The organism is Lentibacillus jeotgali (assembly GCF_000224785.1).
Lineage (GTDB): Bacteria > Bacillota > Bacilli > Bacillales > Amphibacillaceae > Lentibacillus > Lentibacillus jeotgali.
Genome location: NZ_AGAV01000017.1, coordinates 36182 through 51897 on the forward strand (window position 1 = coordinate 36182; position 15716 = coordinate 51897).

At 43.0% G+C, this 15716-nt stretch carries 16 protein-coding genes; 9 read left to right on the forward strand and 7 right to left on the reverse strand.

Going from position 1 to position 15716, the window contains the following annotated elements; translation table 11 throughout:
* Positions 1 to 12: 12 nt before the first annotated feature.
* The 3 genes from ON01_RS13925 to ON01_RS13935 all read left to right on the forward strand — a co-directional run bounded on the left by ON01_RS13925 (position 13) and on the right by ON01_RS13935 (position 3510).
* The gene (locus tag ON01_RS13925) at positions 13 to 1695 is read left to right on the forward strand and encodes an FAD-binding protein (protein ID WP_083838402.1); all 1683 of its coding nucleotides are present in this window, start codon (positions 13 to 15) and stop codon (positions 1693 to 1695) included.
* Between the two features lie 62 nt (positions 1696 to 1757).
* Positions 1758 to 2666: an ROK family protein gene (locus ON01_RS13930; RefSeq protein WP_010531680.1), complete on the forward strand. Its 909-nt coding sequence runs from the start codon at positions 1758 to 1760 to the stop codon at positions 2664 to 2666.
* A gap of 4 nt (positions 2667 to 2670) precedes the next feature.
* Positions 2671 to 3510, forward strand: coding sequence for a MurR/RpiR family transcriptional regulator (locus ON01_RS13935; protein ID WP_010531681.1), 840 nt, complete (start codon positions 2671 to 2673; stop codon positions 3508 to 3510).
* Between the two features lie 295 nt (positions 3511 to 3805).
* Here ON01_RS13935 and ON01_RS13940 read toward each other — a convergent pair whose 3' ends face one another.
* The 7 genes from ON01_RS13940 to ON01_RS13970 all read right to left on the reverse strand — a co-directional run bounded on the left by ON01_RS13940 (position 3806) and on the right by ON01_RS13970 (position 9533).
* Positions 3806 to 4408 (reverse strand): Uma2 family endonuclease, encoded by a 603-nt coding sequence (locus tag ON01_RS13940; RefSeq protein WP_010531682.1) that lies wholly within the window; start codon positions 4406 to 4408, stop codon positions 3806 to 3808.
* 380 nt (positions 4409 to 4788) lie between these two features.
* Positions 4789 to 5727, reverse strand: coding sequence for a sugar-binding transcriptional regulator (locus tag ON01_RS13945; protein WP_010531683.1), 939 nt, complete (start codon positions 5725 to 5727; stop codon positions 4789 to 4791).
* 50 nt (positions 5728 to 5777) lie between these two features.
* A complete protein-coding gene (locus tag ON01_RS13950; RefSeq protein ID WP_010531684.1) occupies positions 5778 to 6134 on the reverse strand; it encodes a PTS glucitol/sorbitol transporter subunit IIA in 357 nt (118 codons plus the stop codon).
* Positions 6135 to 6153: 19 nt separating this feature from the next.
* Entirely contained in the window at positions 6154 to 7200 is a 1047-nt protein-coding gene (srlE, locus tag ON01_RS13955; RefSeq protein ID WP_010531685.1) for a PTS glucitol/sorbitol transporter subunit IIB, read from the reverse strand.
* 5 nt (positions 7201 to 7205) lie between these two features.
* Complete coding sequence (gene srlA / locus ON01_RS13960) at positions 7206 to 7742, reverse strand: PTS glucitol/sorbitol transporter subunit IIC (RefSeq protein WP_010531686.1); 537 nt, start codon at positions 7740 to 7742, stop codon at positions 7206 to 7208.
* Positions 7743 to 7818: 76 nt separating this feature from the next.
* Complete coding sequence (locus tag ON01_RS13965; RefSeq protein WP_010531687.1) at positions 7819 to 8250, reverse strand: transcriptional regulator GutM; 432 nt, start codon at positions 8248 to 8250, stop codon at positions 7819 to 7821.
* A gap of 26 nt (positions 8251 to 8276) precedes the next feature.
* Positions 8277 to 9533 (reverse strand): NAD(P)H-dependent oxidoreductase, encoded by a 1257-nt coding sequence (locus ON01_RS13970; protein WP_010531688.1) that lies wholly within the window; start codon positions 9531 to 9533, stop codon positions 8277 to 8279.
* Positions 9534 to 9731: 198 nt separating this feature from the next.
* On the opposite strand from ON01_RS13970, the gene ON01_RS13975 reads away from it, so the two are divergent.
* The 6 genes from ON01_RS13975 to ON01_RS14000 all read left to right on the forward strand — a co-directional run bounded on the left by ON01_RS13975 (position 9732) and on the right by ON01_RS14000 (position 15349).
* Entirely contained in the window at positions 9732 to 10583 is an 852-nt protein-coding gene (locus tag ON01_RS13975) for a Cof-type HAD-IIB family hydrolase (protein WP_010531689.1), read from the forward strand.
* Positions 10584 to 10839: 256 nt separating this feature from the next.
* Positions 10840 to 12048, forward strand: coding sequence for an Nramp family divalent metal transporter (locus tag ON01_RS13980; protein ID WP_010531690.1), 1209 nt, complete (start codon positions 10840 to 10842; stop codon positions 12046 to 12048).
* A 35-nt stretch (positions 12049 to 12083) separates the two neighbouring features.
* Positions 12084 to 12821: a 5-oxoprolinase subunit PxpB gene (pxpB, locus tag ON01_RS13985; RefSeq protein ID WP_010531691.1), complete on the forward strand. Its 738-nt coding sequence runs from the start codon at positions 12084 to 12086 to the stop codon at positions 12819 to 12821.
* Positions 12802 to 13569 (forward strand): LamB/YcsF family protein, encoded by a 768-nt coding sequence (locus ON01_RS13990; RefSeq protein ID WP_010531692.1) that lies wholly within the window; start codon positions 12802 to 12804, stop codon positions 13567 to 13569. Before pxpB ends, ON01_RS13990 begins: the two co-directional genes overlap by 20 nt.
* Before the next feature lie 3 nt (positions 13570 to 13572).
* Positions 13573 to 14517 carry a 5-oxoprolinase subunit C family protein gene (locus tag ON01_RS13995; RefSeq protein ID WP_010531693.1) on the forward strand — a complete coding sequence of 315 codons (945 nt, stop codon included), beginning with the start codon at positions 13573 to 13575 and terminating at the stop codon, positions 14515 to 14517.
* 52 nt (positions 14518 to 14569) lie between these two features.
* Positions 14570 to 15349, forward strand: a complete 780-nt coding sequence (locus ON01_RS14000; RefSeq protein WP_010531694.1) for a putative hydro-lyase — start codon at positions 14570 to 14572, stop codon at positions 15347 to 15349.
* Positions 15350 to 15716: the final 367 nt, after the last annotated feature.

The following is a 15716-nucleotide window of genomic DNA, read 5'->3' on the forward strand; positions in this document are numbered from 1 at the left end:
TTAGGTGGGATTGTGTTGGAAATCAGCAGAAGAATCACAACTGAGGTTCTGGTGGTTGGAAGCGGGCTTTCAGGGATTAAAGCAACGAAAGAATTGGCAAGCATGAATCGTGATGTTTTAATGGTAACGAAGACGAAGCTGGCGTCAGGTTCCAGCTTCTATCCCTTAAAAGCTTCTTTGGGCACACAGGTAACGAAGAATGAAGATGACAGACGCGTTTTCCTAGAAGATATAGAAGACCTGAGTCGTGGAATGCACAATCAGGATCTTGCTGAAGTCTATGTGAACGATATTCCTGAACGTGTGAAGGAATACAAGGATATAGGTGTTCAGGCGAAAAAGCTGGAAGGCGAAAGGAAAGCCTGTTTTGCCAATCATGCCCGGGATATTTATCTGCTGAGTGATTGGGATCAAATCCGGGAAAATGTTAAGGCAATATTTAATCAATACGATAATCTAGACGTGATGCAGAAAACGGTTGTTGTCTCCTTAATAAAAAAGGAAAATCAAATCGCGGGGGCAATTCTGCTGGATGATCATAATGAATTTGTACTGATTGAATGCCAAGCAGTGATATTGGCATCAGGTGGCTTTGGCAGTATCTATAAGCACAATCTGAATCCTGCCGATGTAGATGGTTCCGGGCATATGTTAGCACTGGAAGCAGGTGCAAGTTTAGTGAACATGGAATTTATCCAATTTATCCCCGGCATCACGACGCCACGGTATAAAACACTTTTCGGCGAGCACACCCTGATGTATTGCCGGGATATCATTGATAACCATGGGGAAAGCTTGCTTAAACCGCATCTGCCAGAAGACGTTTCGATAAAAGAATGCCTGGAAATCAGAAGTACACACGGCCCTTTTACCCATTCACTTGAATCCAAGTATTTTGATATTGCCATGATGGAGAATATTATTAAAACCAAGGACGAAAATGGCTTTACATTGCTGTACGAAGATGAACTTTATGATAATGAGGAAGAATTTTATAAGGTTTATCTGGATTGGCTAAAAGAGAAAAATGTCCATTTAACAGAACAGGAAGTTAAGATTGCCCCGTTTGCTCATGCCAGCAATGGTGGTGTATTCATTGATGAAAATGGAAGAACGGGTATCGCCGGCCTTTATGCCATTGGAGAGCTTTCTTCCAACATAGAAGGGGCGAATCGTCTAGGCGGTAATTCCACTGGTGCCTGCATGGTGTTTGGGAAAAGGTCGGCGCTTGATTGTGATCAGTACTTGCAATCGGCGAATGCTTATAAAATAAGTGAAGCAGAAGGGGACGAACATTTAGCACGCTTATCTAAGTCGATTGATTCAGGTTCATCTGCTGATAATAAACTCTCAGCAAATAAGATGATCGATCAGATTAAAGAAATCATGTGGTATCATGGGAATGTCGTCCGCTCTGATGAACGGCTGGAAGAGGCATTGAAGCAAATAAGCGAACTTGAAACAGGATTCATGTTTACAGATCTTCTTGATCACAAACAATCACGAAAACTTGCCATCAAGGGAAGGAACTTTATAAAAATGGCCCGAATTCTGCTTCGATCAATGCAAGAAAGAAAAGAAAGCCGGGGAGCCCATTACAGGGAGGATTACCCTGCAGAGGATTCGTCATATGACAAGCGGCTATTTATTTCAAAAAAGAATGAAACAGCTTCATTTACATTTTTAGATCAATGAAAATCAGTTTAGAGAAAAACCTGACCGTGGTTTTTCTCTTTTTATAGCAAAGGAGACTGCTTATGTTAATTGCTGTTTTTGATATCGGCGGGACGTCTATAAAATATGGTGTTGTCGACGAAGCTGGCAGTATTTTAATGGATGATTCGTTTCCATCACAGGCGCACCTAGGAGGAGAGGCCATAATAAAAAACGTCATTGCCAAAAGCAGGGAACTGCAACATGAATGGAATTTGGATGGTATCGCCATCAGTTCCGCGGGACAGATCGACAACCAGGAAGGTGTCGTTGTTCATGCTACCGGCAATATCCCTGGATACACGGGTGTCCAGATTAAAAAAACAATACAGGATGCCACAGGGTTAAACGTAACTGCGGAAAACGATGTGAACTGTACGGCATTGGGAGAATACTGGAAAGGTGCAGCAATGGGCGCGGAAGATTTTCTCTGTGTCACCATCGGAACCGGTATCGGCGGTGCGATTTTTACAGACGGAAAATTATCAACCGGATCACGTTTCTCGGCCGGAGAAATCGGCCACATCAATTTATACCCCGGCGGAAAGGCATGCACGTGCGGTGATAGCGGCTGTCTTGAACAATACGCATCAAGCTCTGCACTCCAGGAGATGATTTTTGAAACATTAGGGTATAAAATGGAATTGAAAGAATTCTTTGATAGACTGCGCGCAGGTGACGAAAAATGCACGTGGCTATATAATCGGTGGATTGATGATTTGACGACAGGTCTGAAATCTATCGTGCATATTTTAAATCCGGAATTGATAGTCATTGGCGGCGGGATATCGGCACAGGGTGATTTTCTGTTGAACCCTATAAAGAAATCGCTGTCGTCAAAAATCATGCCGAACCACGCAGCGAGTTTGGACATCAGGATAGCCCAACATGCCAATCAAGCTAATCTGCTGGGAGCGGCTAAACATTTTATTGACTGTGGCGGAGGAGAGTGATGATGTGGCTAAAAATCAGCTAAATGGTATCAAACCATCAATTACGATGGAGCAGCATAAACACAGCTTTACAAAATCCGAGAAAAAAATATATCACTATATTCAGTCCAACAGCCAGCAGGTTCTGTATCATTCATTAACCGAATTATCGGAGGCAAGCGGTGTGGCTGAAGCGACTGTTCTTCGTTTTTTCCGTAAATTAGGTTTTAAAGGGTTTCAAGACTTTAAATTTCTCTTTGCCCAGGAAGTGACAGTGAATGACGATGATGATCATGACGAAACTTACGCAGATAAAATTAAAGACAATATGTTGCAGGCCATCGGAAATTCTCATGAAATTATTGATTATGATGAACTACAGAAATGTGTTGACGCGATTGATGCTTCAAGTGATGTCGTTTTATTTGGTGTGGGTTCCTCAGCCATTGCGGCACTGGACATGCAAAACCGGCTCATGCGAATCGGTAAACATGTGAGCGCTGTGACCGATCCCCATTTCCAATTTATGCGCGCTTCCTCGATGGATAAGGATACAGTAGTCATTGCTGTCAGCCTCACCGGCAGTACAAAAGACATCGTGGATTCAGTCGAAATTGCCAAGCAGCAAAACGCGACCGTTATCGCTTTAACGAATTATATCAAATCACCGCTAACACAATATGCCGATCATGTCCTGCTTTCATCTGCAAAAGAAAGCCCATTAGACAGCGGATCACTTGTGGCTAAAGTGTCGCAATTATTTCTGATTGATCTTATTTGCACAGGGCTCACCATCAAAAATTACGAAAATGCCGAGAAAGTCAAAATGGGAATAAGCAAGAATACGGCTGGGAAGTTGTATTGATTTGGTGAGGGAGTTTGTAATGCTGATTAACTGTTTAGCTCAATGCGGAAAGCGTGAGCGGTCACAAGAAAAGGGAGATCGAGCGGAACGGAAAAACGATCGAGTTGAATCTGCAATTGTAATGTTAGGGACGCGAGTGTTTGAATTGAATCCACCACTCAAATAAGAAATTTCATAATATGACACGTCTCCCCAAAATATTGCCCGGGAAATATTTTGGGGAATATAATGTCGAAAGCACGAGAAATATTAGGTTTTAAGAGGTAATCTAAATGTGATTTTGTGCTAATCGGCTTTAATCTAAATTCGGAATACTTTTCATGATATCAGTCATTGTGAAAGCTAGACATGGGATGGCGGGAGAGGTTATATGCTCATCTTCTTGAAAAATATTAATCAGACTGTACTGTTCATTGTAGAGGGAATATTGCTCTAAAAAACCTGCCTTTGGTTCAATTATCCAATATTCGGGAATGCCGAATTTTACATACGTATTGAGCTTATCAATTTTATCCCGTTTTAATGTAGAGGGGGAAAGAATTTCAACAACAAGGTCCGGGGGTCCTGTGACACCGCGATTGCTTAGAATATTCATCCGGCTCCGGTGAATAAGGACAAGATCTGGCTGCCTGACTTCATTATCGGCCAATATGACATCAACAGGAGCATGTAGAATAATATAGTCTGATTCGCAGCTTTCAGCAATATGCTTTTGTAATTGAAAGCTGATCATTTGATGGGTGACAGATGGTGCCGGGCTCATCAGTTCTAATTGTCCGTTAACGAGTTCGTAGCGATTTCCGTCATCAATTGAAGCATAGTCATCATATGTGAGGTTGTTTTCTTTTATGAGTTCAGTATAGGAGCGCTTCTTTTTATGATCCTCTTTATCATTCATTTCTACACCTCCAATCCAATCGTTTATGATAGTATACCATAAGGGTCAGAGCCATGCTATAAAGGGGGCAAGATTGACAGATTTATGAGAAAGAGGGGGATTGGGGTGATTGGAATTAGTTTCTGGGCTTAGAGATGGTTATCGATCCAATCAAACATATATATAATTTGAACCGCAGGAGCTTAGTATTCATTTCGCGCGACAATCTTAAAAATCGCGCGAGGCGGTACCCAATTCGCGCGGCCCTCACAATTCATCCACCATCATCATCTCTAATCGTGCCTTAGTTTTTCTAATTGAAATGTTTTATATAACAGAAACAAATAAAGGCCTCACCCTAAAGCTGCCAATAGCGGCTTTTATGGTGGGCCCTTATTAGTTCAATCCAATAACTCTTTTGCAGTTGCATCGTCTGTGATTAACACATGAATTAAGTTTCCTCGTAAAGCAGCTCTGATTGCTTTTACTTTCTCTTTCCCGGAAGCTACCCCTATTACTAGTGGAATGTGTTTTAATTGATTTAAAGTTAATGAAATAGACTTTTCATTCCATTCATTGTCCACCGGTTCGCCATTTTCATCGATAAAATTGTAGCAAATATCACCAACAATACCTTCATCTTCAAAATTACTGTCCAATTCCCGGCCAAGATAGGATTTTACCATTGTAGAATGTTCAGGTGTACCGCCAATGCCGACGATGGCAGTGTTTGCCTGGTTGGCTATATCCAAAACATTTTTTATGGAAGATTGGTTGATAATAACTTCTTTTGCTTCCTTTGAGTCTACGAGCACCGGGGCATGGAGAAGCCGATATTTAGCTTGAAGGCTCTCGGCAAATTGCGCTACGATTTGATTGGCGTGTATATCCAGTCTTCTGTCTCCCATTCCACCGACTAATGAAACAAAACTCAGATCCGGAAAATATTGACTGGAGGACATGGCTGCTGCAACTTCATATAAAGTCGTACCAGATGATACGCCGATAATTTGACCGTCTCTTACCATTCTTAACAGATATTTGCTGGCCGCAGCTCCCAGCTGACTTTTAGAGTTACCATTTTCTGAATGCGGGACACAAACAACTTCCCTGAGCCCGTATTTCTGTTCCACCTTCGATTCCAATCCTGTGAAAGGGTGGCTCCCCTCATCATGAATGATAATTTCAACAATACCTAATTCTCTTGATTTGGTAAGATACTTTGAAACTAACGATCTGCTGATTCCTATTGTTTTTGCGATTTCTGACTGTGTGGTACCTTCTTCATAATACATATGAGCGATTTTAACCATCAGTCTTCGGTCATCAAGAAAAGACATTCTATCAATCCTAACCAAGTTGCATTATTTACCTTAATCAAACATCGATATTATTTAAACGTAATGACACTGCCATCCTGAATGTCAGGGAGTTTGGAAGGTGATGCAAAAATGGCTCCCGGTAATACATCTTCGTTTGGTTCTGAGAAATAAATCGAAATATGACCGAGTTCTTTCAAATTATCGTTGGCTGATGAGCCTACCGCTGTAATGGTATACTCCTGGTTGTCTACAGCAAATTTTCCGTCTTTTTTAATCGGTTCATTATCAGAGTCCTCTTCTGCTTCGTGGATGATTGAAACTTCCTTTAATTCATCCGGCGCATCAGGGCCAAATAATATAACAACCTTTTCTTCCTCAAATGCTAGCGCTAGTGGACCGACTTGTTTAACAGTTGATTTATACATATTTATACCTCCAAATATTTTAATACATTCCAAAGCTTGCAAAGTACGCAATAACAACGGCTAACACACCGGTTATTAATCTGCTGTACAGGACGGCTGGCACACCATATTGCACCGTTTCAGGCTTTGCTTCTCCCAGTGACAAGCCTACTGGAACAAAATCTGCTCCGACCTGTCCATTAATGGCAAATAATGCCGGCAACGCAAACTCCGGCGGGATATTTCCCATACCAATCTGACTTCCGATCAGGACACCAATGACCTGCGCAATAACTGCCCCTGGTCCAAGTACTGGCGATAAAAAGGGCAGCGTACAAATTAGTACGATAACGATTAACCCCCAGAGTGAGCTTGCGAGAGGGGAAAGCGTATTGGCAATCAGGTCGCCGATTCCAGTGTAATTGATGATACCAATAAGCATACTGACAAATGCCATGAACGGCAAGATATTTTTAATCAGCATATCGATTGAATCACGGCCTGCCTGATAGAACGTGCCCGTTACGCCACCAATGCCTTTTGAGAATCGCATGAGAAGGTTGTCTTTTTGTTCATGCTGCTCTTTCGTTTCCTGTTTTACCTTTTCATACTCCGCTTGAAACTGCTCTTTATCGGAAGTATCGAAGCGAGCAGTTGTTTCTTCCTTATTACCTTCAGTTGCTTCCTGTGACTCATTAGCTGAAGATGCTTCTGTGTCTTCAGACGCTTCAACATCCTTTGCGGCAACCCCTGATACGAAAATATCCTCTGTAATATGCTTGGCTAGAGGGCCTGATGGAGAAGCATCCATAATGTCAACTGTAGGGATATTTTTCATTGGATAGACACCGATTCTGGCAGTCCCTCCACAATCAATGATGACACATGCCATTTCATCTTCAGGAACGGAATTTTTAAAGCCGTCAACTGCTTCAGCACCGCTTAGATCAGCGATTCTTTGTGCAACGGGATGAATTCCACCGCCCGTAACTGAAACTATTTTTGATTTTTGATCGGTTGGTTCAATCTGAAGGCCTTTTCCCCAGCCTCCGGATCCTTTATTTACAAAAACAGGATTGTAAGACAACGTAATCACCCCTTAACTGCAGAATTTTGCATTTTTTTCGCTAAATATTTTGAAATCTGCTCTGTGACAATACCCCGTATTAGGATAACGATTATACCAACCAGGAAATACCTTACTGCTAACTCTGATTGGGAATATCCGGCCTGTGCCAGTCCATTTGCAATACCAAGATAAACGAAAAGTTCGCCGGCGTTAGCGTATGGAAATAATGATGTGACCGGATGCAAGAATGAAACAAGTGAATCAAAAAATGCCGGTTTTTGCTCTTCTTTTACAAATCGGCCAAATGTATAAGCCATTGGATTTGTAAGAAGTAAAATAGATAAAATAGGCATTAACGTATATCTTAAGACTGTGAATCTCGATGCAAATTGAATTCCTTTGGTCACTCTATCTTCACCAATGAATTTAATCATAGCATAGGTGAATGTCAGCAAAACGACTAATGTAGGAACAATTGAATTGAATAGATTCATGAATTGTTCCCCACCAGCGTTAAACAAACCTATGAAATGTTCACCAAACCACTCGATCCAATCCATTTACAACACTCCTTAAATTCCATGGATTTTGTTACCCCTTTCAATTTCCGTTTAAATCAGGAGGGGGAGCCCCGCATTATTTAACAGCTACTTTTTGTTTAGAAATGGATAGCAGGGCATTTTCCGCTGCTTCCATTAAAGCTGTGCTGATTGCGGGTCCTTTTTGTTTCTTGCTTTTTTTAGATACAGTATTTTCGTCATGCAAACTGGACAACAGACTGCCAACGTGCTGACCTTTGTATTGTTTAAGCTCTTTAAAGGTTGTCAATACACTAACGCCTTTCATTATTTGGCACTCGACAATTGTGTAGTCTTTATCGACTATGAGCATTGCTATTGATCCGGATTTCAATTTTCTTCTGGCCTGTCCTGAGAACAAATAATAATCATTCTTGCCTCTGTATTTGCCTATCAGCTTGTCCATTTCTTTGCGGTAATTTCTTACCTGAATAAAGGTGAGAATATAATTCAACACCAATATTACACAGGCAATGATAATTAATTCCACAGCAACCCCCTCCTCACTTATCGAACTTATTCTGAGAACATTTGATCTTGAAGCGATCTTAATTTCCAAACAGTTGTTGATGGGTCAAGATCGACATCGTCATGTGTTACGAATTGACCTTCTTTGATATCTTGTTTAGCAACAACCTTGCCGCTGATTAATCCAATCGGGATGTGACCGTTAGATTTCATATCCTCATGTGTTTCAAGGACTCCTCTTACGGAATATCCGCCAATCCCATCCAAGGTTTCACCGGCTTTGATATCTCTTTTGGCGACTGTTACTGTTTCTGATACCGGTGCTCCAATCGGATGAATAGATGTATCATGTTGCAATACCGCTTTTGCAATTGTTATCGGTGTTTCAAGACTTGCCAGATGGTAAGGTCGATAAAGTGTATAATGTGGCCCATGGTTTTCACCTACTTTTAATAGATAACGGAGTTCCTCATCAACTGGTTCCAGTTCACTTTTTACAATGACAAAGACACCTGGTGCCAAACCATCTACATATTCAACAACCCCTAGATTATCAAGCACGCCGCCGTTTTCTTTCAGGTTCAGTTTTTCAGCGAGATTATCGAGGTTCGCTTGTACACCATGCATGCCAACTTTATCCGGTCCCAATCCGATCGCATTACTTAACAGGTTCATTTCTGCCATCGTTTTAGTACCGTCCTGGAACGCTGCCAGCATATGAGGATTCATATTTTTAGCTTTTGCCTCGTCTGCGGCCGTATCCGGGTTTGCGGTTGGTTTTAATGGATTGTTTTTGCCCTTGCCCGCGACGACCACTTCAAGTCCCATCGTTTTGGCAAATTCATATAATTCCATTATGACACCTGGTTCATCACCTGCGGATCCTGAGTAAATCAAGCCAGCTGAATTAAATAGGGAACTCATATACGAACCGATTGTAATATCAACCTCAACATTTAATAAAACCAGATGTTTGCGGGAGCGCAGCGCTTCCAGTGAAATTTGAGCTCCGACTTCAGGTACGCCGGTTGCGTCTATAACAACTTCAACGCTTGGAGATTGAATTACTTCGCGGTAGTCACTGGATACGACAGTAGCAACATCATGCTTCTCCTGTGAGTGATAATACGTTTTGGCCCTGTTAGCGTTTTCTTCATTAACATCACAAATACCGCCAACTACCATGCCAGGAATATTTGAAATTTGAGAGATAAGTCCAAATCCCATCTGGCCGGCACCGATAATACCTACTTTGATCGGCTGATTCGCATCGTCTCGCGTTAAAAGTTCTTGGTAAATAGACATAATTGTTTCCTCCAATTTTCTATATTTCATAGTGCAATTAGGAGCTTTTCTGTAACAATTGTTCCAGAAAAGCACTTTTGGATAAAAATCGTAACATATGTTATACTTTGTAACAAATGTATGATTACGTTTTCATTCTACATCGACATCTATCACATGTCAACAACGATTATTTTGGTAATAGAAAGGAAGAATCAGATGAAGTTAATTGCAATTGATCTGGATGGTACGCTGCTTTCGGATGACGGCAACATAAGTCAGGAAAATAAAGATGCTATCTATGAGGCGCAAAAAAGCGGTCATATAATTGTGATCTCTTCAGGCCGTTCACTGCATGATACACGTGAGTTACTGAAACAAGCCGAGATCGACTGCCCATTTATTACCGGTAATGGCGGAATGACCTATTATTCCGGGGAGGTCCTTCAGCAGTTCATTTTACCTTTGAAGACGCTTGGAAAAATCACACGTTCGATTGAAAAATACAATTTGCATTACGAAATCTACACGAATCAAGGTATATTAATCAGTGAGAAAAGAACACATATACTTTATGATGAAATAGAGCAGCTGAACCAGCAGTCCGAAAGAGAGCATGCTGCCGGAATGGTAAGCACCCAATATAGCCAGCATGGTATTGTGTATGTTCCTGATTTTCATACTGTTGATTTCGCCGAATCAAACCCTTATAAAGTGTTCGTACTGTCATTTAAGCCTGATGCATTGGAACAACTTCATAGAGAGTTGTCGAGAATGAAGGATGTCTCCCTGACAGCTGGCAGCAGAGAAAAGCTTGAAATAGCACATGGAAACGCCAGTAAAGGGAATGGATTAAAGTCGATTGCAGCTTATTTTAAGGTGCCATTGGAAGATACCGTGGCGATCGGTGACAATCTGAATGATATTTCAATGTTTAAGACCGCTGCGACAGGCATTGCGATGGAAAATGCTGAGCAGGAAGTGCAAAAGTGTGCTAACTTCATTACGAAACACCATAATGACAGCGGCGTAGCATATGCGTTGCGGGAGTATGTTGTGAACCGTGAGTAAGCTATAGCATTAAACTTTAAAGTGTTCTGGAATACAACTAAAGGTGGCGTAATGTCACCTTTTTTATTCGAACTGGGATATAGCGTCAGATGCTTTCAGACACCATATCCCAGTTTTCCAGGAAAAATTGCCTCCTATTATTTTAGTTTCTATTAAATTGAAGCAAGTTACATAGATAATTGATTCGTATTTTTCTAATCAGTATAATTGTTGCCATAAATAGAATATGTTAAGTACATAAACATTGGAGGATATTATGGAGCGCAAGGGGTTTTTTGAAAGGCTGCGATCATTGGGGCCGGGAACGCTTGTTGCGGCGTCTATTGTTGGGCCTGGTACGGTTACGACAGCCTCCGCCACGGGCGCGGAATTCGGTTATGTGCTTATCTGGGCACTAGTTTTTTCCATTATCGCAACAATGATTCTTCAAGAAATGGTAACCCGGCTTGGAATTGTCAGCAGAAAAGAACTCGGTACCGTGATGCGGGATCAATTCAGTCATCCAATCTTAAGGGGAGCAACTGTCATTCTTATTATTGCTGCGATACTGATAGGGAACGCGGCATATGAAACGGGAAATATTACAGGTGGCGCAATTGGCTTAACGACCATTACCGGTATTCCCGTACCAGCGTGGAGTATCATTATTGGTGCTGTGGCAGCATTGTTGCTTTGGACAGGAAACTACAAGGTTATTGAAAAGGCCTTTATCACCCTTATTCTGATCATGAGTTTTTGTTTTGTTCTGACAGCAATCGTTGTCCAGCCTGACATGAGTGCAGTGTTTGAAGGTACGTTCATCCCGACGATACCGGATGGAGCGGGATTGCTTGTTATATCACTGATAGGGACAACCATTGTGCCTTATACGTTATTCTTGCAAGCCTCGACAGTCCAAGAGCGTTGGAAAGGAAAGGATAGTATAAAAGACGGTCGCTTTGATGTCATAGCATCCATGGTTATTTGCGGCGTTATTTCGATATCAATTCTATTGACAGCGGCCGCTTCGTTTCCGGTTGGAACGGCCCTTGATAATCCGGCTAAGATGGCAGTGCAATTGGAACCGCTGCTTGGTTCCTGGGCAAAATATGTTTTTTCAATTGGGATATTTGCAGCCGGCATTTCATCTTCAATGACAGCAGCACTGGCTGCAGCATATGCGACATCCGGTGCACTTGGCTGGGAAAGGAATTTAAAATCTATTCGCTTTCGTATGATTTGGATGGCGATCATTCTGATTGGTGTTACTTTTGCAAGTTTGGGATACGAGCCAATTCAGGTCATATTATTTTCCCAATATGCAAACGGATTAATTTTGCCGGTTATTGTTCTGCTTCTCATGTTTGTAATGAACAATCGAAAACTGCTTGGTGAACATGTCAACAGGACGTGGACAAATGTAATAGGCTGGTTAATTTTTGCAATTACGATTTTGTTAGCATTACAATCATTTGGAATTCTTTAAGCGATTATTCTTAGGACCGGAGAAGGTGATTCGATATGATCAGTTGTGATCCAGTAGGAGATGCGGCTATTCGTATTAAATTTAATGAGGATGTAACCCCAACATTAAACCGCAAAATCAGATCATTTTGTAGACGGTTGAGTCATCAGGCAGTTGAGGCAATAATCGAATGGGTGCCTTCATTTGATTCTGTAACGGTTTACTATAGCCCTTATCATATGTCATATGAAACGATCCGAAATATGCTATTGGAGCTTGCGTCCGGAGATATGTTACTTGGTGAAGATACAAAGATGCTCGTTAAAATCCCTGTATTCTATGGCGGGAGCGCTGGACCGGATTTGGAAAAAGTGGCGAAAAAGAGCGGATTGAGTGTAAATGAGGTCATTGAAAAACATTCCGGTGTTGATTACCTTATTTATATGATCGGGTTCTTGCCCGGTTTTCCGTACTTAGGTGGACTGCCGAAAGAATTGGCCACACCAAGGCTGGACAATCCAAGAAGCAGTGTTCCCGCTGGATCGGTCGGAATTGCTGGCAGCCAAACAGGGGCTTATCCACTGGCATCACCGGGCGGTTGGAATTTAATCGGACAAACCCCTGTAAAACTTTTTGATCCGGACCGTGATGCCCCTTTTTTATATCAGGCAGGCGACAAGATAAGGTTCGTGCCCGTCTCGGAAAGTGACTACAGAACGATTGAAAAACAAGTCCATAACAATACGTTTCAAGTTGAAAAGGAAGTGATTCGGAATGAGCAACCATCAGATTGATCTGAACAGTGATGTAGGGGAAAGTTTCGGTGCCTATACAATCGGTCTTGATGATGAAGTCCTGAAAGTTATCACGTCAGCCAATATTGCCTGCGGGTATCATGCCGGTGATCATAATACGATGTTTGACACCGTCAAGACAGCGACAGAAAATGGTGCAGGTATCGGTGCGCATCCGGGATTGCCTGATTTGATGGGATTTGGCCGGCGTAACATCGTCGTTGATCCGGAAGATGTGTACCATTTTGTGACATATCAGATCGGTGCATTGAAAGGTTTTTGCCATGTGCATGATGTCGAAATGAACCATGTGAAAGCACACGGGGCACTTTATAATATGGCAGCGAGTGATGCAGCAATAGCTGATGCCATTGCCCGATCTGTTAAGAATATCGACAGTCATCTGATTTTATTTGGACTGTCCGGAAGTGAACTGATCAATGCTGGCGAAAAGTATGGATTGAGGACGGCATCTGAAGTGTTTGCCGATCGGACATATCAGCCGGATGGAACGCTGACCCCCCGTTCAGATGAACAAGCGATGATAACTGACCCGGATCAGGCGGTAAGACAGGTATTGCAAATGATTAACGATAACCGTGTCATTGCTGTTGATGGCACAGCTGTTGACATTAAGGCTGATACGATTTGCGTGCACGGTGATAATCCGCATGCCTTAAATTTTGTCGAACAATTGCGGGAACGCCTTTCCGATGAAGGAATCGCCATTCGGCGAATTGGAGAATAGCCCTTGTCTCAGCCACTTTTTAAGTTCAGAAAAACAGGATTGCAAACGACGATTCAGGACCTTGGGCGGCAGGGACTCCAGCAGTATGGTGTTGTCGTTTCCGGAGCAATGGATCCATTTGCACTGCAAGTGTCGAATTTGCTTGTTGGCAACGGCCGTGATGAAGGCGCTCTGGAGATTGCCTTGATGGGGCCCGAACTTGATGTATTATCATCTGCAGTTATAGCCATATGTGGTGCGGATTTAAGTCCTGCCGTCAATGGGGTCAGGGCACCCATGTGGAGGTCGTTTGAAGTGCGGGAAGGTGACCGGATCACGTTTGGCCGTCCTTTATCGGGAATGCGTGCTTATCTTGCTGTTGCAGGCGGATTTGATGTATCGGTTGATATGGGTAGCAAGTCGACATACGAACGTGCGAATCTTGGCACAGTCATTGAAAAAAATATGGTCATCAGTGGATTTAATGTAAATGGATTCCATGGTCTGGGGCTGAGTCACACTGACATCCCTGATTATAATGATCCAGGGTACATCCGGGTGGTCGAGGGTCCTGATACTGACCATTTTACTGAAAAAGGGATAGAATCGTTTTACAGCCAGCAGCATATCATCAGTCCTGAATCCGACCGAATGGGCTATCGGCTGAAATCAGCGGAGATTCCCCATAAAAACGGCGCAGATATATGGTCTGACGCCATACCATTTGGGACAATACAAATTCCGGCAAATGGACAGCCGATCATCCTGATGGCGGACCGGCAAACAACTGGAGGGTATGCCCGGATTGCTACCGTCATTTCCATTGATGTACCGAGGGTGTCACAGCTGCCCCCGGACGGTAAAATATACTTTCATCCGATTAAAGTGGATGAAGCGCAAAAGCTGGCCGTAAAGGAGGAACAGTTTTTACGTATCTTGGAAATGAATGTGAAGGACGCTGCTGATTAACGGGAAAGAGGCGGTTTATGTGTTCTCTGTTTAATGGAAAGGAGTCGTGAAAATGAGCAATGATGTAGACAAGATTCGGCGCGCAATCAGACAGGGAGAATGGACAAAGCCGACGACGGGAGTGATTTTGGGAAATACGCAGGCAAATTTGGTTATTCTCCCTAAACGCTATGCGTACGACTTTTTATTGTTTTGCCTGCGCAATCCCAAATCCTGTCCGCTGTTGGAAGTAACGGATGAAGGGATGCCGGTGCCGGTTAAAACAGCACCTGATGCCGATTTGCGGACGGATCTTCCCAAATATCGCATCTACAAAAATGGCGAAAAGGTTGATGAGGTAACCGACATTTCCGATCACTGGTCCGACGATTTTGTATCGTTTATCATTGGCTGCAGCTTTACATTTGAAAAGCCGCTGCTTGATAATGGCATTCCAATCCGGCACATCGATGAGGGGCGTAACGTATCGATGTACCGGACAAACATTCCTTGTGAATCTGCGGGAGAATTGAGCGGTCAAATGGTTGTATCAATGCGTCCGATGAAACCGGCCGATGCCATAAGAGCCGTGCAGATTACTTCAAGATTCCCCTCCGTTCATGGCGCCCCGGTCCATATCGGTGACCCGGATGCGATTGGGATTAATGACTTAAGCAAACCGGATTTTGGTGATCAAGTGGCCATTCATGCGGACGAGGTTCCGGTATTCTGGGCATGCGGTGTCACACCGCAGTCTGTTGTGATGGAAAGTGACATTGAGATGATGATAACGCATGCGCCGGGACATATGTTCATAACCGATCTGAAGGAAGAAGACAACGCGGTGTTATAATTGACTCTTTAAACGTGCGGAAGAGGCTTGAATTTGTGCGAGAGCAGTGCAAACTCGTGCGAGAATGGCGCTAACTTGTGCGGAGGAGTCTTGAACTCGTGCGAGAATGGCGCTAACTTGTGCGGAGGAGTCTTGAACTCGTGCGGGAATAGCGCTAACTTGTGCGGGGGAGTCTTGAACTCGTGCGAGAATGGTGCCAGCTTGTGCGGGGGAGTCTTGAACTCGTGCGAGGATGGCGCTAACTTGTGCAGGAACATCTCGAACTTGTGCGAGAACAGCACCAACTTGTGCAGGAATATCTCGAACTTGTGCGAGAACAGCACCAACTTGTGCAGGAATACTCGAACTCGTGCGAAAATGGTACCAA